The following is a 15,552-nucleotide window of genomic DNA, read 5'->3' on the forward strand; positions in this document are numbered from 1 at the left end:
TGCCGCGGCGTTTTCAAGGCCGCTTGCCCCCATCCCAGCCTTCCCCCGGAAGGGGAAGGAGCAAGACAGGAAACTCAGGCGCGGCCGAAGCGCTCGACGATCGAAGCTTCGATGCCCGGCGCGTCCAGGCCGATGCCGGCCAGCAGCTTGACCGGGTCGCCGTGTTCGATGAACTGGTCCGGCAGCCCCAGCTGCAGCACCGGCTTCAACACGTTCGCCGCCTGCAGCGCCTCGAGCACCGCGCTGCCCGCGCCGCCCATGATCGCGCCCTCTTCCAGCGTCACGATGGCGTCGTGCGTGCGCGCGACCTGCAGCAGCAGCTCGACGTCCAGCGGCTTGGCCCAGCGCATGTTGACCACCGTCGCATCGAGCGACTCGGCCGCCGTCAGCGCCGGATACAGCAGCGTGCCGAACGCCAGGATCGCGATGCGCTTGCCTTCGCGGCGGATCTCGCCCTTGCCCAGCGGCAGCGACTCCAGCGTCAGGTGCGGCGTGACGCCCGCCCCCGACCCGCGCGGATAACGCACGGCCACCGGGTGGCTCTGCTCGTAGGCGCTGGTCAGCAGCTGCCGGCACTCGCGCTCGTCGGCGGGGCAGGCGATGCTCATGTTCGGAATGCAGCGCAGGAACGGGATGTCGTACGCGCCCGCATGCGTCGCGCCGTCGGCGCCCACGAGGCCCGCGCGGTCGAGTGCGAACACCACCGGCAGGTTCTGGATCGCCACGTCGTGGATCAACTGGTCGTAGGCGCGCTGCAGGAAGGTCGAGTAGATCGCGACCACCGGCTTCAGCCCTTCGCAGGCCAGGCCGGCGGCGAAGGTCACCGCGTGCTGCTCGGCGATGCCGACGTCGTAGTAGCGGTCGGGAAAGCGCTTCTCGAATTCGACGAGCCCCGAGCCTTCGCGCATCGCGGGCGTGATGCCCACGAGGCGGCCGTCGGCGGCGGCGGTGTCGCACAGCCATTGGCCGAACACCTGCGTGAAGGTCTGCTTGGCGACGGCGGTCGACTTGACCAGCCCCACCTGCGGGTCGAACTTGCCGGGGCCGTGGTAGGCCACCGGGTCGGCCTCGGCCAGCTTGTAGCCCTGCCCCTTCTTCGTGACCACGTGCAGGAACTGCGGGCCTTCCAGGTGCTTGAGGTTCTCGAGCGTGGGCACCAGCGAGTCGAGGTCGTGGCCGTCGATCGGGCCCACGTAGTTGAAGCCGAACTGCTCGAACAGCGTGGCCGGCACCACCATGCCCTTGGCATGCTGCTCCAGTCGCTTGGCCAGCTCGAACAGCGGCGGCGCATTGCGCAGCACGCTCTTGCCGACGCTCTTGGCGGCGGCGTAGAAGTTGCCGCTCATCAGTTGCGCGAGATAGCGGTTGAGCGCGCCCACCGGCGGGCTGATCGACATGTCGTTGTCGTTCAGGATCACCAGCAGCTTGCAGTCGCACACGCCCGCGTTGTTCAGCGCCTCGAAGGCCATGCCGGCCGTGAGTGCGCCGTCGCCGATGATGGCCACGGTGTGGCGGTCTTCGCCCTTCTGCTTGGCGCCCATGGCCATGCCCAGCGCGGCCGAGATGCTGGTCGACGAGTGGGCGGTGCCGAAGGTGTCGTACTCGCTCTCGGTGCGCTGCGGAAAGCCCGAGATGCCGCCGATCTGGCGCAAGGTGGGCATGCGCTCGCGACGGCCCGTGAGGATCTTGTGCGGGTAGGTCTGGTGACCCACGTCCCACACCAGCCGGTCGTGCGGCGTGTTGAACACGTGGTGCAGCGCGACCGTGAGTTCGACCGTGCCGAGGTTGGAGCTCAGGTGGCCGCCGGTGCGCGAGACGTTGTCGAGCACGCAGGCGCGCACCTCGTCGGACAGCTGGCGCAGTTGGGCCCGGTCGAACTTGCGGATCGGCGCGGGGTCGTGGAGTGTGGGAAGCAGCGGAGCCATGGGAGTTCTTGTTTTTTCTCAGCGGTCGCGGTCGACCACCATGTGGGCCAGCGCGCGCAGGGCGGCGGTGTCGGCCAGGCCGCTCTTTTGCAGCGCGGCCAGTGCGTCGGCCAGCAGCGCTCGGGCCTGGGCGCGCGCGCCGTCCAGGCCGAGCAGCGAAACATACGTGGGCTTGTCGGCCGCGGCGTCCTTGCCGGCGGTCTTGCCCAGGGTCTGCGAGTCGGCCGTGACGTCGAGGATGTCGTCGACCACCTGGAACGCCAGGCCGATGGCGGCGCCGTAGTCGCGCAGCGCGGCCAGCGCGGCGGGTGTTACCGAGCCGCAGGCGGCGCCCATCTCGACGCTGCCCTGCAGCAGCGCGCCGGTCTTCAGGCGGTGCATTTCGCGCAGTTGCGCTTCGTTCAGGGCAATGCCCACGCTGGCCAGGTCGATGGCCTGGCCGCCGGCCATGCCCTGGCTGCCCGCGGCGCGCGCGAGCAGGCGGCACAGCAAAGCCTGGGTGGCGGCGGGGACTTCGTCGCCTTCCGGCGTGAGCAGCTCGAAGGCCAGGGCCTGCAGCGCGTCGCCGGCCAGCAGGGCGTCGGCCTCGCCGAACTTGACGTGCACCGTGGGCTTGCCGCGGCGCAGCACGTCGTTGTCCATGCACGGCAGGTCGTCGTGCACCAGGGAATAGGCGTGGATCAGCTCGGTGGCGCAGGCGGCACGCAGGGCGGCGGCCTGGTTGCCGCCGACGGCCTCGCTGGCGGCCAGCACCAGCAGCGGGCGCAGGCGCTTGCCGCCGTCGAGCACGGCGTAGCGCATGGCGTCGCCCAGCAGCACGGGCGCGTCGACACCCACCCAGCGCGACAGCGCCGATTCGACGCTCGCCAGGTGGGGTTCACTCCAGCCGGCCAGGGTCTTTGCGTCCCAATGGGGCGAATCGATCGGCGTGGCGGCACTCATTCGGCCGTCCAGACCTTCAGGCTGCCCGCATCGAGCACCTTGATCTGGTCTTCGACCGCCTGCAGCTTGTCGCGGCAGAAGGCGAGCAGCGCGGCTCCGCGCTGGTAGCTACCGAGCAACTGGTCGAGGGGCAGCTGGCCCGACTCGAGTTCTGCGACCAGTTGCTCCAGTTCCTGGAGCCCGGCTTCGTAACTGGCGGGCAGCGGGCCCGTATCGGGCGTTGCCGCCGGGCTGGACGAGGAAGGAGTTGGCACCTTGGGCATGCAAGCGTAACGTGGGTGAAACCGGGCATTTTAGGGCGGGGGGCAAAACGGGGGGCCCCGGGTACAATGCGAACTTCTCTCGTTGACGATGTTCAACACCTCTTCGGGCCGCCGAATCTTCCTGGCGGCGCCTTCCGTTCTTTTCTTTTTTTCTCCCTGTGGGGAGCTTGGTCAGGTCCTCCATGTCTGATTTAAGTCTTCAACTGCAGCAGGCCGCAAGCCAACTTCCAGTTTCCGCGTATTTCGACGAGGCACTTTACGCCCGCGAAATGCAAAACCTTTTCGCGCGAGGGCCCCGCTACGTCGGCCATCGCCTGGCCGTGCCCGAACGGGGCAACTTCCACACCCTGCCGCAAGAGCACCAGGGCCGTGCGCTGGTGCATACGCCCAAGGGCGTGGAGCTGATCTCGAACGTCTGCCGCCACCGCCAGGCCCTCATCCTGCAGGGCCGGGGCCAGCTCGACAACCAGGCCGGCGGCAACATCGTGTGCCCGCTGCACCGCTGGACCTACGCCGCGAGCGACCCGCGCGCCACGGGCACCCTGATCGGCGCCCCGCATTTCGAGCAGGACCCCTGCCTGAACCTGCACAACTACCCGCTCACCGAATGGAACGGCCTTCTGTTCGAGAAGAACCTCGACGGCACGGGCCGCGACGTGGCGGCCGACATGGCCGGCCTCGGCCCGCAGGCCGACCTCGACTTCTCGGGTTACGCGCTCGACCGCGTCGAGCTGCACGAGTGCAACTACAACTGGAAGACCTTCATCGAGGTCTACCTGGAGGACTACCACGTCGGGCCCTTCCACCCCGGCCTGGGCAGCTTCGTCACCTGCGACGACCTGCGCTGGGAGTTCAACCCGAACTACTCGGTGCAGACGGTGGGCGTGGCCAACCGGCTGGGCCGCGCGGGCAGCCCGGTCTACCAGAAGTGGCAGGAGCAGCTGCTGAAGTACCGCGACGGCAAGCCGCCGAAGTACGGCGCCATCTGGCTGACCTACTACCCGCACGTGATGGTCGAGTGGTATCCGCACGTGCTCACGGTGTCGACCCTGCACCCCGTGAGCCCGACTAGGACGCTCAATATGGTCGAGTTCTTCTACCCCGAGGAAATCGTCGCCTTCGAGCGCGAGTTCGTCGAGGCCCAGCAGGCCGCCTACATGGAAACCTGCGTGGAAGACGACGAGATCGCCGAGCGCATGGACGCCGGGCGCCGCGCGCTGATGCTGCGCGGCGACAACGAGACGGGCCCCTACCAGAGCCCGATGGAAGACGGCATGCAGCAGTTCCACGAGTGGTACCGCGCTGCGATGCAGCAGCCCTGAGTTCTTCCCGCCCCGGCCCGATGCACCCATCGGGCCTTTTTGATTTCCTTCTAGTTTTCGAGACTGACTGACGATGCAAGCGCTGTGGATGGTGTTGGGAGCCTTCTTGTTCGCCACCATGAGCGTGGTCGTGAAAATCGCCTCGGCGTGGTTCAACAGCGGTGAAATGGTGCTGGGGCGCGGCCTCATCGGCATCGTGTTCCTGTGGCTGCTGGCGCGCAACCGCGGCGTCTCGCTGGCCACCAGATACCCCGGCATGCACGCCTGGCGCAGCACCATCGGCGTGGTGTCGCTCGGCGCGTGGTTCTACGCCATTGCCCACATGCCGCTGGCCACCGCCGTCACGCTCAACTACATGAGCAGCGTGTGGGTCGCGGCCTTCCTGATCGGCGGCGCGCTGCTCGCGTGGGTGCCGGTGCCCGGGCGCGACGGCCGCGTCGAGCGCCCGCCGCTGCAGGGCGCGCTGGCGCTGACCGTGCTGGCGGGCTTCGTGGGCGTGGTGCTCATGCTCAAGCCCACCGTCAACGGCAACGAGGGCTTCGCGGGCCTGCTGGGCCTGCTGTCGGGCCTGACGGCCGCCTTTGCCTACATGCAGGTGGTGGCGCTATCGCGCATCGGCGAACCCGAGCTGCGCACGGTGTTCTATTTCGCGGTCGGCTCGGCCGTGGCCGGGGCCTTTGCCACGGCCGCCACCGGCTTTTCGGGCGGCGGCGCGTGGACATGGCAGCATGCGCTGTGGCTGCTGCCGATCGGCCTGCTGGCCGCCCTCGGACAACTCTGCATGACCCGCGCCTACGCCACGGCCAAGACCCAGGCCGGTACGCTGGTGGTGGCCAACCTGCAGTACTCGGGCATCGTCTTCGCGGCGTTCTACAGCGTGGTGCTGTTCGACGACCGCATCGACGCCGCCGGCTGGGGCGGCATGGCTCTTATCATCGCGAGCGGCATTGCCGCAACTGTGTTGCGGCAACGGGCCGTGCCCAAGGCACCGGCCGAAGAGCATTGAACTGAATTGAACCGCGCGGGCCCGCGGCGGCCCCGACAACGAAGGACACACACGCCATGTACACCACCCTCGTCAGCGTCGAACAACTCCAGCAGCTGCAAAGAGCCGACACGCCCCTCATGGTGTTCGACTGCAGCTTCGACCTCATGAAGCCCGAAGCCGGTGCGCAGCAGTACGCCGCCGCGCACATTCCGGGCGCACTGCACGCCAACCTCGACACCGCCCTGAGCGCCCGCCACGGCGCGCCCGGCGCCCGTGGCGACGTGGTCGTCGCCCAGGAAGACGGCGTGCCGGCCTCGGGCGGGCGCCACCCGCTGCCCAGCCGCGAGAAGTTCGCGCAGTGGCTCTCGAGCGTCGGCTTCGCCAACGACATGCAGGCCGTGGTGTACGACCGCAACGGCGCCAACTACTGCGGGCGCTTGTGGTGGATGCTCAAGTGGATGGGCCACGACGCCGTGGCCGTGCTCGACGGCGGCCTGCAGGCCTGGCAGGCCGCGGGCGGCGAGGTCACCGGCCGCGAGGAGCCCGCGCGCTTCCAGTCGAACTTCGTCACCGGCGAGCCCCTTGCCAGGCTCGTGACCACCGACATGGTGGTGCGCCGGCTCGGCCAGCCTGACCAGAACCTGATCGACGCACGCGCCGGCGCACGTTACCGCGGCGAGGTGGAACCTCTGGACCCGATTGCCGGTCACATCCCCGGGGCCCTGAACCGGCCCTTCGCCGAAAACATCGGCCCGGACGGCAAGTTCAAGCCGGCATCGCAATTGCGTGCCGAGTTCGAAGCGCTGCTCGCGGGACGCGACGCGGCGAGCGTCGTCCATCAATGCGGCAGTGGCGTGAGCGCCGTGCCCAACCTGCTCGCGATGCAGATCGCGGGGTTCGGGACGACCGCGCTCTATGCCGGCAGCTGGAGCGAATGGAGCAACACGCCGGGGCTGCCGACCCGGCAAGGCGCTGAACCATGAAGCACATCCGACTCCGACGTACCTCCACCGGTCTCGCACTCACCGCCGCGCTGTTCGCGGCGGCCCCGTTCCTCTCGGCGCAGGCGCAGCAGCAACACGCGCACGTGCACGGCCAGCTCAAGCTCGACGTGGCCGTGGACGGCCCCACGGTGGTGATCGACATGGACTCGCCGCTGGACAACATCGTCGGCTTCGAGCGCGCGCCCAGACCGACGCCGAGAAAAAGACCGTCGAGGAAGCCGTCGCCCAACTGCGCGCGGCCGACAAGCTCTTCGTCATCGACCCGGCCGCCAACTGCAAGCTCGGCCCGGTCGATTTGCGTTCCGGCGCGCTGGGCCTGGGCAACCCCGACCCGGCCGAGCCCGTCGGCCATGCCGACCTGGACGCCACCTTCTCCTTCAACTGCACCAACGCGGCCGCCGCGAAGTTCATCGACGTGAACCTGTTCAACGTGTTCAAGGGGCTGCGCCAGATCGATTCGCAGATTGCCTCCGCGCAAGGCCAGTTCAAGCGCCAGCTCAAGCGCCCCGCCGGCGCGCAGGCGGCCCAGCCGGTTCGCCTCGGCTGGGGCAAGTGACACTGTGAGCACCCCCTTGCAGGGCGGGGCGGCGCCTTTGCGCGTCGTTCTCGCCGCCGAAGCGCTGCGCTTCTCGTGGCCCGGCGTGAAAACACCGTGCATCGACATCGAGGCCTTTCGCATCACCGCCGGCGAATCGGTGTTCCTGCACGGCCCCAGCGGCTGCGGCAAGAGCACGCTGCTGTCGCTGCTGGCCGGCGTGCTGGTGGCCGACGAAGGCCGCGTCACGCTGCTGGGCCACGACTGGTCGAAGCTCTCGGGCACCCAGCGCGACCGCAGCCGCGTGGCGCACGTGGGCTACATCTTCCAGCAGTTCAACCTGCTGCCGTACCTGAGCGTGCTCGACAACGTGCTGCTGCCCTGCCGCTTCTCGGCGCGGCGCGAGGCCCAGGCCGCGCGCAACGGCAGCTCGCGCGACGAGGCCGAGCACCTGCTCGCGCAGATGGGCCTGGACCGCAACCTCTGGAAGCGCCAGGCGCTGCAGCTGTCGGTCGGCCAGCAGCAGCGCGTGGCCGCGGCGCGCGCGCTCATCGGCCAGCCCGAAGTGGTGATCGCCGACGAGCCCACCTCCGCGCTCGACGAAGACCGGCGCGAAGCCTTCCTCGACGTGCTGCTGACGGCCTGCGCGCAGAACCACAGCGCGCTGGTGTTCGTGAGCCACGACCAGCGCATTGCGCAGCGCTTCGTGCGGCACGTGCTGCTGCCCGAAATCAACCGCGCGGCCGGCAGCGCGATGGCGGTGGACGCATGAGAGCGCTTTTTTCGATTGCATGGCGCAGCGCCTGGAACCGGCGCTTCACGCTCGCGCTCACGGTGTTCTCCATTGCGCTGTCGACCTTTCTGCTGCTGGGCGTGGAGCGCATCCGCACCGAGCTGCGCGAGAACTTCGCCTCCTCCGTCTCGGGCACCGACCTGATCGTGGGCGCGCGCACCGGCTCCACGCAGCTGCTGCTGTACTCGGTGTTTCGCATCGGCGCGGCCACCAACAACATCTCGTGGAAGAGCGTGCAGGCGCTCGAAGCGCACCCCGGCGTCGACTGGGTGGTGCCGCTGTCGCTGGGCGATTCGCACCGCGGCTTCGCGGTGCTGGCCACCTCGCCCGAGTACTTCACGCGCTTTCGCTACGGCGACAGGCAACTGCTGAAGATGCGCGAGGGCAAGCCCTTCAGCGAGCTGTTCGATGCGGTGGTCGGCGCCGAGGTGGCCGACAAGCTCGGCTACCACGTGGGCCAGAAGATCACGCTGGCGCACGGCAGCGGCGAGCTCAACGTGGCCGAGCATGCCGACAAGCCCTTCACCGTGGTGGGCGTGCTCGCGCGCACCGGCACCCCGGTCGACCGCACGGTGCACATCGGCCTGCCGGCCATGGAAGCCATCCACCTCGAATGGGTGGGCGGCGCGCCGATGCCGGGCGTGCACATTCCCGCCGAGCAGGTGCGCAAGTTCGACCTCACGCCCAAGAACGTGACGGCCGCGCTGGTGGGCCTGAAGAACCGCGCTGCGGTGTTCGGCGTGCAGCGCTGGATTTCCACCTACACCGGCGAACCGCTGATGGCCATCCTGCCCGGCGTGGCGCTGGACGAACTGTGGAGCGTGATCGGCATCGGCGAGAACGCGCTGCTGCTGATGTCGGCGCTGGTCGCGCTGGTGAGCCTGGCGGGGCTGGTGTCGGTGGTGATGGCGGGCCTGAACGAACGCCGCCGCGAACTCGCCGTGCTGCGCGCCGTGGGCGCGGGGTTGCGCCATGTGCTGGCGCTGCTGGCGCTCGAAGGCGCGATGGTCACCGTGCTGGGCGTGCTCTTCGGCGTGGTGATGGCGGTGCTGGGCATCGCCCTGCTCTCGCCATGGCTGCAGTCGCAGTTCGGACTGACACTGAGCCTTTCCGAACCTACACTGAACGAATGGCTGCTGATGGCGAGCCTGCTGGTCGCGGGTTGGCTGGCCAGCCTCTTGCCCGGCATCCGTGCCTACCGACTTTCCCTCGCCGACGGCCTTTCCCCGAGGATCTGAACCATGCCCATCGCCCACACGACGCCCACGCCCCACGGAGCTTTCATCCGGCTTTCAATGCTGATCGCGGGCGCGGGCCTCGCGGCGGCCGCCTGGGCCGCCGAACCGGCGCCCAAGGACACCACGGCCAGCAACCCGCTCGGCGGCAAATCGGCGCCCGCGGCCGCGGCGGCCAAGGGCACGCCGGGCCAGCCGCGCCAGATCACCTGGGAAGAGCTGGTGCCCAAGGACTGGGACCCGGCCAAGGAGTTCAAGGGCATGGACCTGAGCGCGCTCGACGACGGCGACCCGCGCGCCAACGAGCTGCTCATGAAGATGCAGGAAGTGTCGAACAACGCACCGACCAACCCCGCCATGAACGGCGCCGAGGTCAAGATCCCGGGCTTCATCGTGCCGCTCGAGGAAGCCAAGGGCGAGGTCACCGAGTTTCTGCTGGTGCCCTACTTCGGCGCCTGCATCCACACGCCGCCGCCGCCGGCCAACCAGATCCTGCACGTGGTGCCGCAAAAGGGCGCCAAGTTCCGCGCCATGGACACCGTGTGGGTCACCGGCAAGCTGCAGACGCTGCGCAACGATTCCATGATGGGTGTGAGCGGTTACCACGTGAGCGCCACCAGCGTGACCAAGTATTCGGGCGGCGCCAAGTAGCCCCCCGCCCCGGCCTGTGGTTCTGCGCCGACAGCATTGACGGCGCGCCACCGACACAGACCGTTGCATCCGCGGCGCAGGCTTTGTCATCGCCTGCCGCCGCGCACCGTTGAAAGAGTTCCGGGCACGACGCCGGCGCCTACATGGAACTCCAGATGACAAAGAACCATCGCCCAACGGTCCCGCGGCTCCTGACGATTTCGCTGTGCATCGGCGCACTCGCCATTGCAGGCTGCGACAAGACGACCAGCACGCCGGCGGCGGCCGTCGACCCCGCCGCCTCCTCTATTCCCGCGCCGTCGGTGCCGCAGACCAATGCGCCCACGGCCGTGCCGGTGGCCTACACGCCGCCCTCGGCCGACCAGCTCTACGAGATGGTCGCGCCCATTGCGCTGTACCCCGACAAGCTGGTGGCGCAGATCCTGGCCGGCGCCACCTACCCTGAGCAGATCACCGCCGCGCACGACTGGCTCGGGCAGAACCGCAACCTCAAGGCCGGCCCGCTGGCCGACGCCGCCAACCAGCAGCCGTGGGACCCGAGCGTGAAGTCGCTCACCGCCTTTCGCGGCGTGGTCGACCAGATGGCCGGCAACATCCCGTGGACCGAGTCGCTGGGCAAGGCCTACTACAACGACCCGACCGACGTGATGAACGCCATCCAGGTCATGCGTCAGCGCGCGGCCAAGGCCGGGCGCCTGAAGAACAACGACAAGCTGCGCGTGGCCAGCGCCGCGACCCCGCAAAACTACGCGCCCGCGCCCGATTCGCAGGCCGTGTACTACAGCGGCCCCGCCGTGATCGAGCCGCCGCCGCAGTACATCACCATCGAACCCGTGCAGCCCGACGTGGTGTATGTGCCGGCCTACGACCCGCAGGTGATCTACGGCACGCCGCAGCCGGTGTACCCCGGCTACGCGTATGCGCCGCCGGTCGAGGTGGCGCCGGGCTACAGCCAGGGCCAGGTGATCGCCGCCGGCGCGCTGGCCTTCGGCGCCGGCGTGGTGGTCGGCGCCGCGCTGGAGCGCCACGACTGGGGCTGGCATTCATGGAACATGAACTGGGGCGCGCCGGGCTGGCGCGGGCGTGACCGGGATCGTGATCGCGGGGCACCGCCGCCGCCGGCCTACCGCCCGGCCGTGGTCTACAACAACAACACGTATGTCTCGCGCTCGACCACGGTGGTCAACAACGTGAACAACACGCGCACCGTCTACAACAACAACGGCGCGCCGCGCGGCGTGCCCGCGGGCGCACCGCCCAACTTCGCGGCCGCGCCGGGCTTTGCACCGCAGCAGCAACAACAGATGCAGCAACAGGCCGCGCTGGCCCAGCAACAGCAGCAACAACAGGCGCGGCAGCAGGAAGCCGCGCTGCGCCAGCAGCAGATGCAGCAGCAGGCGCAACAGGCACAGCAGCAACGTTCGCAGCAGCAAGCCCAGCAACAGCAAGCCCAGCAACAGCAGGCCCAGCAGCTGCGTGCCCAACAGCTGCAGCAACAGCAGCAGCAGACGCGGCAGGCACAGATGCAGCAGCAACAGCAGCAGGACCAGTTGCATCGGCAGCAGGCCCTGCAGGCGCAGCAGGCCCAACAGGCGCAGCAGCACCAACCGGCCCGGTTCGCGGGACAGCCACCCGGCGCGGGGCCGCAACAGGAGCAGCAGCGCCAGCAACAGGCCCAGCAGGAGCAATCGCGGCGCCAGCAGTTGCAGCAGCAACAGGCGCAGGCACAGCAGCAACAGCGCGCGCAGCAGGAACAGCAGCGCCAGCAACAGGCCCAGCAGGAGCAATCGCGGCGCCAGCAGATGCAGCAGCAGGAACAGGCCCAGCAACAGGCCCGCGCGCAGCAGCAGGCACAAGCACAGCAGCAACAGATCCAGCGCCAACAGGCACTGCAGCAGCAACAACAGCAGCAGGCGCAGAACCAGGCCCGCCAGCAACAACAAGCCCAGCAGGAGCAGATGCGCCGGCAGCAGCAACAGATGCAGCAGGCACAGGCCCAACAGCAAGCCCAAGCCCAGCAACAGGCCCAGCAGCAAGCCGCGCGCCAGCAGCAACAGCAGCAGGCGATGCAGCAACACCAGCAGCAGATGCAGATGCAACAACAACAGCAGCGGATGCAGCAGGAGCAGGCGCGCCAGGCCCAACAGGCCCAACAAGCCCAGCAGGCGCGGCAACAGCAGCAGCAACAACAACAGGCCGCCCAGCAACAGCAGCAGCAACGCGTGGCCGCCGCAGCGGCGGCGGCAGCAGCCCATCGCCAGCCGCGCCCCGGCGAACGCCCGGGGCAACAGCAGCAGCCGTAGCGGGCGGCATCCCCGGGCGGCACGCCATGCCTCCCCGCGCCCTGGCGCGGGCAATGCCCACGAAATGCTTCGCCGTCACCGGCGAAGCGCCGCGCATTTGAAGATCAGTTCTTGCCGATTTCTGTCAACAGCCGCGTGACGAGGTAGAGGCGCGGCACGATCGAGTCGACCTCGATGTACTCGTCGCGTGCGTGGTAGCCGAAGCCCGAAAGGCCGAAGCTCTCGACCACCGTCGCCTTGCCCGAGCGGCCCGCATAGCCCGCGTCGGTGCCGCCGCCGGTCATGGGCGCTAGCGCGAGGTCGCGGTCGATTTCCTTGTAGATGGCCTGCGCCTTCTCGCCCAGCGCGCGACCCTTCTCGCCCGCGATGAAGGCCGGGCGGCCCACCTCGACCTTGACCGTGGTCTCGGTGTCGGGAATGAGCTTGCCCGCCGCGATCTTCGCCTGCAGCACTTCGTTGAGCTTCTTCTCCGCTCCGGGCTGCGTGATGCGCACGTCGCCCAGCGCCTGTGCCTTCTCGGTGATCTGGTTGAGCGGGCCGGTGGCGCGCGCCACGGTCCAGTTGAGCGTCACGCCCGGGATGTCCTTGGCGAGGTCCTTCGTCTGCAGCATCTGGTACGACAGCTCGTACAGCGCGTTGCGGCCCAGCTCGGGCGCGGCGCCGGCATGCGACGCGCGGCCCTTCACCTCGAGCGTGGCGGTGGCGATGCCGGCCGCGCCCAGCAGCAGCGACTCGCCCTTGACCACCGACTTGGCCACCGTCGGTTCGAACGACAGCACGGTGTCGTGCTGGTCGGCCAGGGTGGCGATGAGTTCGCCCGAGCCGACCGAGCCCACTTCCTCGTCGGGGTTCATGAGCACGGTGAGCGTGTCGTAGTCGCGCCAGCCGGCGTCGGCCAGGATCTTGAGCGAGGCCATCATCACCGCGAGGCCGCCCTTGTCGTCGGCGATGCCGGGGCCGTAGATGCGGTTGCCGTCGACCTTGTAGGGCTGGCCGTTCAGGATGCCGGCCGGGTACACCGTGTCCATGTGGCCCTGCAACATGATCTTGCGCTTGCCCGTACCTTTGAGCGTACCGATCACGATGTCGGCGCCCGCGCCGGCCGTGGCCTTGCGCCGCTCGGTCTTGAAGCCGACCGCCTTCAGGCGCCCTTCCACCACGTCGGCCATCTTCAGCAGGCCGTCGACGTTCAGGCTGCCCGACTCGATCAGCACCATCTCCTTGAGGTTGTCGATGACGGCGGGTTGCGCCTTCTCGGCGGCTGCCAGCAGCTTGGCGTCGGGCGCGGCATGCGCCGCCGCGACGGCACCGAGCGCAAGGCCGCAGGCGGCGGCAATGGAGCGAAGGGCGAAGAAGGAAGAGTGCTTTGTCATGGGTGTATGGACTCCGGTTGATAAGGGCCGCGCACAGCATATAGCCCATGCAGCGGATCCGCAGCAAATCGATGACACCCATGGAACCCGCGGCACCCCGGCCGCGCCTTGCGCTCAGCCTTTGCCGCGCGCCTTGCCGCTCTTCTTCGCGGGCTGCGCCGCGGCGGCCTTTGCCGTGCGCACCGGCTTCAGCAGGGGCGCCTCGCGCGCCGACTGCATGTGGCCGCTCTCGCCGATCGTCATGCCGACGATGCGCGCCAGCTGCCGGCTCACGCTCACGTAGGCATGGCCCAGGCGGCTGTCGAAGTACAGCGAATCGCCGCGCGACAAGCGCACCACTTCGCCGTTGTCGAAGTGCACGTCGATCTCGCCCGACAGCACATAGGCGAACTCTTCGCCCGCATGCCGCACGAAGTCTTCCGGCCCGTGGATGCGGCGCGCATGCACCGTGCCGACGATCGGGCTCATCTGCTTGCCGGCCGCCGTGGTGCCCAGGAACTCGTACGCGATGGACAGCCCGCGATACACCACGCCCTTGCCCGCGCGCGTGACCACCGGGCCGTCGAACTGCGCGGGCTTGACGCCGGCGCCCGCGAACATGGCGTTCATGTCCATCTCCAGCGCGCGGCCCAGCGCGGTGAAGTTCTCGTAGCCCAGCGCGAGCTGGCCGCGCTCGGCGCGCGAGATGGTGGTGATCGACACGCCCGAGCGTTCGGCCAGTTGCGCGAGCGTCCAGCCGAAGCGCTTGCGCGCGCTGCGCAGGCGATGGCCGAAAGTGGTGCGGTCCAGCGTGGGCGGCTCGTCTCTGGCCTTTGTTCCCGGCCGGTCCCTGTGTGTGGATTCACGCTTGGCTTTCTCTGGTGATGCAGGGAGATTCTGCCAGCCCGACGCCGCGCGCTCCATGCCGGCCCGTGGCGCCCGGGCCCGGAAGTTGCGTATCCGCAAATTGCGTAGACGCAAATTTCTCCGTATCGATGCACCATGGTTTCCCCTTGGTAGGCCGTTTTTAATTTGCGTATCCGCAAATTTCTACCTACACTTTTCGCCGATGACCTCCAACACACCAGCGCCCATCGCGGCCGACTACCTTGTGATTGGCGGCGGCATTGCCGGGGCTTCGGTGGCCCATTGGCTCGCGCCGCACGCCCGCGTGATCCTTCTGGAGCGCGAATCCCAGCCCGGCTACCACTCCACCGGCCGCTCGGCCGCCCTGTTCATGGAAAGCTACGGCACGCCGCAGGTGCGCGCCCTCACCATGGCCAGCCGCGCCTTTCTCGAACACCCGCCCGAGGGCTTCTCGGAGCATCCGCTGCTCACGCCGCGCGGCGCCATGATGGTCGCGGGCGCCGAGCACATGGCCGAGCTCGAAGCCCACTGGGACGTGCTGCGCGCCATGGACACCGGCGCCTCGCGCCTCAGCGGCGAGCAGGCCCGCGAAATGGTGCCCGCGCTGCGGCCCGAACAGGTGCTGGGCGCCGTGTACGAGCCCGAAGCCGCCGACATGGACGTGCATGCCATCCACCAGGGCTACCTGCGCGGCATGCGGCAGGCCGGCGGCAAGCTGGTGTGCGATGCCGACGTGAGCGCCATCGAACGCGTGGGCGAGCGCTGGCGCGTCGAGGCCGGCGGCGCCGTGTACGAAGCACCCGTGGTGCTCAACGCCGCGGGCGCCTGGGTCGACACCATCGCGCAACTGGCGGGCGTGCCGCCGCTGGGCATCGAGCCGCGCCGCCGCTCGGCCTTCATCTTCGCGCCGCCCGAGGGGCAGAACGTGGCGCACTGGCCCATGGTGTTCGGCGCCGACGAGAGCTGGTACATCAAGCCCGACGCCGGCATGCTGTTGGGCTCGCCGGCCAACGCCGACCCGGTCGAGCCGCAGGACGTGCAGCCCGAAGAGCTGGACATCGCCTTCGCCATCCACCACATCGAGGAGGCCACCACGCTGAGCATCCGCCGCCCCACGCGCACCTGGGCCGGCCTGCGCTCCTTCGTGGCCGACGGCGACCTCGTCGGCGGCTTCGAGCCCGCCGCGCCCGGCTTCTTCTGGGTGGCGGCGCAGGGCGGCTACGGCATCCAGACCTCGGCCGCCATGGGCGAGGCCTGCGCAGCGCTGGCACGCGGCCTGCCGCTGCCGCGGCGCATCGCCGACTTCGGGCTCACGGCCGAGATGCTGGGCCCGCAACGCCTGCGCGCGCCCAAGGCCGGCTGACCCACTCCC

12 protein-coding genes and 2 pseudogenes are annotated in these 15,552 nt (G+C 69.1%); 9 read left to right on the forward strand and 5 right to left on the reverse strand.

The features are described 5' to 3' along the window. Window positions 1-74 precede the first annotated feature (74 nt). From dxs to xseB, 3 genes are read right to left on the reverse strand one after another with little or no spacing between them, the layout of a single operon-like run. Window positions 75-1,925 (reverse strand): 1-deoxy-D-xylulose-5-phosphate synthase, encoded by a 1,851-nt coding sequence (dxs, locus tag BMG07_RS24180; RefSeq protein WP_198086691.1) that lies wholly within the window; start codon window positions 1,923-1,925, stop codon window positions 75-77. 18 nt (window positions 1,926-1,943) lie between these two features. Next, window positions 1,944-2,867 (reverse strand): polyprenyl synthetase family protein, encoded by a 924-nt coding sequence (locus tag BMG07_RS24185; RefSeq protein WP_198086692.1) that lies wholly within the window; start codon window positions 2,865-2,867, stop codon window positions 1,944-1,946. Further along, window positions 2,864-3,130 carry an exodeoxyribonuclease VII small subunit gene (gene xseB, locus BMG07_RS24190; RefSeq protein ID WP_198086693.1) on the reverse strand — a complete coding sequence of 89 codons (267 nt, stop codon included), beginning with the start codon at window positions 3,128-3,130 and terminating at the stop codon, window positions 2,864-2,866. The genes BMG07_RS24185 and xseB overlap by 4 nt, the downstream gene beginning before the upstream one ends. A 182-nt stretch (window positions 3,131-3,312) precedes the next feature. On the opposite strand from xseB, the gene BMG07_RS24195 reads away from it, so the two are divergent. The 8 genes and pseudogenes from BMG07_RS24195 (at window position 3,313) to BMG07_RS24230 (ending at window position 11,961) form a co-directional block, all read left to right on the forward strand. After that, window positions 3,313-4,452: an aromatic ring-hydroxylating dioxygenase subunit alpha gene (locus tag BMG07_RS24195; protein ID WP_198086694.1), complete on the forward strand. Its 1,140-nt coding sequence runs from the start codon at window positions 3,313-3,315 to the stop codon at window positions 4,450-4,452. Window positions 4,453-4,525: 73 nt separating this feature from the next. After that, a complete protein-coding gene (locus BMG07_RS24200; RefSeq protein WP_269759346.1) occupies window positions 4,526-5,458 on the forward strand; it encodes a DMT family transporter in 933 nt (310 codons plus the stop codon). Between the two features lie 56 nt (window positions 5,459-5,514). Then, on the forward strand, window positions 5,515-6,423 hold the full coding sequence (locus BMG07_RS24205; protein WP_198086695.1) for a sulfurtransferase: 909 nt from the start codon (window positions 5,515-5,517) through the stop codon (window positions 6,421-6,423). Beyond that, window positions 6,420-7,000: pseudogene (locus BMG07_RS24210) on the forward strand (DUF2796 domain-containing protein). The gene BMG07_RS24205 and the pseudogene BMG07_RS24210 overlap by 4 nt, the downstream one beginning before the upstream one ends. 4 nt (window positions 7,001-7,004) lie before the next feature. Beyond that, a complete protein-coding gene (locus tag BMG07_RS24215; protein WP_198086696.1) occupies window positions 7,005-7,751 on the forward strand; it encodes an ABC transporter ATP-binding protein in 747 nt (248 codons plus the stop codon). Further along, window positions 7,748-9,010, forward strand: coding sequence for an FtsX-like permease family protein (locus BMG07_RS24220; RefSeq protein WP_198086697.1), 1,263 nt, complete (start codon window positions 7,748-7,750; stop codon window positions 9,008-9,010). Before BMG07_RS24215 ends, BMG07_RS24220 begins: the two co-directional genes overlap by 4 nt. Before the next feature lie 3 nt (window positions 9,011-9,013). Continuing rightward, window positions 9,014-9,658 carry a DUF3299 domain-containing protein gene (locus tag BMG07_RS24225; protein WP_198086698.1) on the forward strand — a complete coding sequence of 215 codons (645 nt, stop codon included), beginning with the start codon at window positions 9,014-9,016 and terminating at the stop codon, window positions 9,656-9,658. Between the two features lie 155 nt (window positions 9,659-9,813). After that, a complete protein-coding gene (locus BMG07_RS24230) occupies window positions 9,814-11,961 on the forward strand; it encodes a DUF3300 domain-containing protein (protein WP_198086699.1) in 2,148 nt (715 codons plus the stop codon). Between the two features lie 104 nt (window positions 11,962-12,065). On the opposite strand, the gene BMG07_RS24235 is transcribed toward BMG07_RS24230, so the two are convergent. Both BMG07_RS24235 and BMG07_RS24240 read right to left on the reverse strand, forming a co-directional pair. Beyond that, window positions 12,066-13,334 (reverse strand): M20/M25/M40 family metallo-hydrolase, encoded by a 1,269-nt coding sequence (locus tag BMG07_RS24235; protein WP_198086700.1) that lies wholly within the window; start codon window positions 13,332-13,334, stop codon window positions 12,066-12,068. 114 nt (window positions 13,335-13,448) lie between these two features. Then, window positions 13,449-14,179 (reverse strand): annotated as a pseudogene (locus BMG07_RS24240) (helix-turn-helix domain-containing protein). Window positions 14,180-14,382: 203 nt separating this feature from the next. Between BMG07_RS24240 and BMG07_RS24245 the strand changes: the two are divergent. Next, window positions 14,383-15,543, forward strand: coding sequence for an FAD-binding oxidoreductase (locus tag BMG07_RS24245; protein WP_198086701.1), 1,161 nt, complete (start codon window positions 14,383-14,385; stop codon window positions 15,541-15,543). Window positions 15,544-15,552: the final 9 nt, after the last annotated feature.

The organism is Variovorax sp. E3, assembly GCF_016082275.1.
Classification (GTDB): Bacteria; Pseudomonadota; Gammaproteobacteria; order Burkholderiales; family Burkholderiaceae_C; genus Variovorax.

What these genes read in the sequence shown, in the direction of transcription:
- dxs (WP_198086691.1), bottom strand. Translation starts at nt 1,925, where the DNA reads ATGGCTCCGCTGCTTCCCACACTCCACGACCCCGCGCCGATCCGCAAG.
- BMG07_RS24185 (WP_198086692.1), bottom strand. Translation starts at nt 2,867, where the DNA reads ATGAGTGCCGCCACGCCGATCGATTCGCCCCATTGGGACGCAAAGACC.
- xseB (WP_198086693.1), bottom strand. Translation starts at nt 3,130, where the DNA reads ATGCCCAAGGTGCCAACTCCTTCCTCGTCCAGCCCGGCGGCAACGCCC.
- BMG07_RS24195 (WP_198086694.1), top strand. Translation starts at nt 3,313, where the DNA reads ATGTCTGATTTAAGTCTTCAACTGCAGCAGGCCGCAAGCCAACTTCCA.
- BMG07_RS24200 (WP_269759346.1), top strand. Translation starts at nt 4,526, where the DNA reads ATGCAAGCGCTGTGGATGGTGTTGGGAGCCTTCTTGTTCGCCACCATG.
- BMG07_RS24205 (WP_198086695.1), top strand. Translation starts at nt 5,515, where the DNA reads ATGTACACCACCCTCGTCAGCGTCGAACAACTCCAGCAGCTGCAAAGA.
- BMG07_RS24220 (WP_198086697.1), top strand. Translation starts at nt 7,748, where the DNA reads ATGAGAGCGCTTTTTTCGATTGCATGGCGCAGCGCCTGGAACCGGCGC.
- BMG07_RS24225 (WP_198086698.1), top strand. Translation starts at nt 9,014, where the DNA reads ATGCCCATCGCCCACACGACGCCCACGCCCCACGGAGCTTTCATCCGG.
- BMG07_RS24230 (WP_198086699.1), top strand. Translation starts at nt 9,814, where the DNA reads ATGACAAAGAACCATCGCCCAACGGTCCCGCGGCTCCTGACGATTTCG.
- BMG07_RS24235 (WP_198086700.1), bottom strand. Translation starts at nt 13,334, where the DNA reads ATGACAAAGCACTCTTCCTTCTTCGCCCTTCGCTCCATTGCCGCCGCC.
- BMG07_RS24245 (WP_198086701.1), top strand. Translation starts at nt 14,383, where the DNA reads ATGACCTCCAACACACCAGCGCCCATCGCGGCCGACTACCTTGTGATT.